2 protein-coding genes are annotated in these 2,542 nt (G+C 66.4%); one reads left to right on the top strand and one right to left on the bottom strand.

What is annotated here, in order from left to right; all coding sequences use genetic code 11:
* Positions 1–1,755, top strand: a 1,755-nt coding sequence (locus EN745_RS33460) for an ABC-F family ATP-binding cassette domain-containing protein (protein WP_145992291.1), incomplete at its 5' end; no start/stop codon positions are given.
* A 22-nt stretch (positions 1,756–1,777) separates the two neighbouring features.
* Here EN745_RS33460 and EN745_RS33455 read toward each other — a convergent pair.
* Positions 1,778–2,542 (bottom strand): homocysteine S-methyltransferase family protein (locus tag EN745_RS33455; protein ID WP_127423214.1); only part of this gene is annotated, 765 nt, incomplete at its 5' end.

Raw genomic sequence — 2,542 nt, 5'->3', positions numbered from 1 at the left:
GGCGCGGCGCTCAGCGCGTCCGCCGGCGACAAGATCGCGCTGGTCGGCCGCAACGGCTCCGGCAAGTCGACGCTGCTCAAGATCGCCGCCGGCATGATCGAACCACAGGATGGCGAGGTGTTCCGCCAGCCTTCGGCGACGGTGCGTTACCTGCCGCAAATGCCCGACATGGATGGCTTCGCCAATGTGCGCGCCTATGTCGAGGCAGGGCTCGGACCGGCCGACGATCCCTACCGCGCCACCTATTTGATGGAGCATCTTGGCCTGACCGGCGAAGAGCGGCCGAACGACCTTTCCGGCGGCGAGGCGCGCCGCGCGGCCCTTGCCCGCGTCATGGCGCCGGAGCCCGACATTCTGCTGCTCGACGAGCCGACCAACCATCTCGATCTGTCGGTGATCGAATGGCTGGAAGAGGAGCTTGCCCGCACCTCCTCTGCGGTGATCCTGATTTCGCACGACCGTCGTTTTCTCGAGCGCGTATCGCGCGCCACCGTCTGGCTCGACCGCGGCCAGACCAAGCGGCTGGACAAGGGCTTTGGCCATTTCGAGGAATGGCGCGACCAGGTGTTGGAAGAGGAAGAGCGCGAGCAGCACAAGCTCGGCCGCCAGATCGTGCGCGAGGAGCACTGGCTGCGCTACGGCGTGACCGCACGGCGCAAGCGCAACATGCGACGGCTCGGCGAATTGCAGACCATGCGCCAGCGTTTCCGCAGCCATCGCGGCGCCGAGGGCACTGCCACCCTGGTGGCCAGCGACGCCGCCGAGTCCGGCAAGCTGGTGATCGAGGCCAAGAGCATCGAAAAGAGCTTCGGCGACCTCACCGTGGTCAAGGGCTTCTCGACCCGCATCCAGCGCGGCGACCGCGTCGGTTTGGTCGGCCCGAACGGCGCCGGAAAAACGACGCTGCTGAAGATGCTGACCGGTGAACTGGCGCCTGACGCCGGCACTGTGCGGCTCGGCGTCAATCTCGAGATCGCCACGCTCGACCAGAAGCGCGAGGCCGTCGATCCGGCCGAGACGCTGGCGCACTACCTCACCGACGGGCGCGGCGAGAACCTTCTCGTCAATGGCGAACAGCGCCATGTCGTTTCCTACATGAAGGACTTCCTGTTCAAGCCGGAGCAGGCGCGTACGCCGGTGCGCGAGCTTTCGGGCGGCGAACGCGCGCGGCTGCTGCTCGCCCGCGTGCTGGCCAGGCCCGCGAACCTGCTGGTGCTCGACGAGCCGACCAACGACCTCGACATGGAGACGCTGGAGCTGTTGCAGGAACTGGTGGCGGGCTTTGCCGGCACGGTCATCCTGGTCAGCCACGATCGCGATTTCCTCGACCGCACCGTCACCAGCGTGATCGCGCCGGATGGCGCCGGCCGTTGGATCGAATATGCCGGCGGCTATTCCGATATGCTGGCGCAGCGCGGCGGCTCGAAGCTGGAGGATCGCAAGGCGAGGCCGAAAGCGGATACGGCGGAACAGGCGGCCACCGGCAAGGCAGAGCCGGCGCCGCCGAAAGTCCCAGCGAAGAAACTGTCGTTCAAGCAGAAATTCGCGCTGGAATCCCTGCCCAGGAAGATCGAGGCGGTGACCGCGTCGATCTCCAGGCTGGAGAACAACATCGCCGATCCCTCCTATTACGAGCGCGACCCGGCCTCGTTCCAGAAGACCATCGCCGCCCTCGACAAGGAACGCGCGACGCTGGCCGCGCTGGAAGAAGAGTGGCTGGAACTGGAGATGCTGCGCGAGGAAATGGAGGGGTAGTCCCTCCTCCCGCTAGCTGCCCTCACAGACAGGCGTCGCAGATCGCGGCAATATGGCGTCTGTCCGTGCCGCAGCAGCCGCCAAGCACGGCGATGTGACCGAAGCGGTCGCGCATCGCGCGATAGCGCCGACCGAAATCGACCGGATCGCCGGGGTCGAGTTCGGTCGCTGCGTCGAGCTCGGCATGGCTCTTGGCGGATGCGTTGGCCCGCACGCCGCGAATGCGACCTATCCAGCCTTCGCCGGCGGCAAGAACCGCATCGAAATGGCTGGGGTGCGCGCAGTTGATCATGAAATAGGCCGGGGCGCCGTCAGTCTCGTCGTCAACGGTTTCGATGGCGTCTTTCAGGCTTTCGCCGGAAAGCAGGCGCCCATCCGTCTCGACGGTGAAGGAAATCACCGATTGGAGCCCCGATGCCATGGCCGCGCAAGCTATGCCGGCGGCCTCGTGCGAATAGGTCATGGTGACGGCGCTGACCATATCGACGCCGGCATCGCGGAACGCTCTGATCTGGTCGCTGTGATAGGTTTCGGCCTCGGCCGTCGTCATCGCTGCATCGACCTGGTAGCCGTCGCCGCGCGGCCCGACTACCCCATTCACGAGGACAAGCATCCCACGCGCCGCATAGGGCGCTGCCAGCGCACGCGCCCACGTGACCGCGCGCCGGTTCGCGGCCGACAGCTCACTGCGCGAGTAGCCGAGTTTCCCGGCCCAGTCGGGATTGGCGCGCCATGTCGGCGTGTCGAGAACAAAGCCGACGCCGCGCTGTTCGGCGATATCCAGATA

Origin of the sequence: Mesorhizobium sp. M4A.F.Ca.ET.022.05.2.1 (genome assembly GCF_003998845.1) — a bacterium.
Lineage (GTDB): Bacteria > Pseudomonadota > Alphaproteobacteria > Rhizobiales > Rhizobiaceae > Mesorhizobium.
Note: the sequence above shows the minus strand (reverse complement) of the source record. Positions and strands in the feature narration are given on the sequence as shown.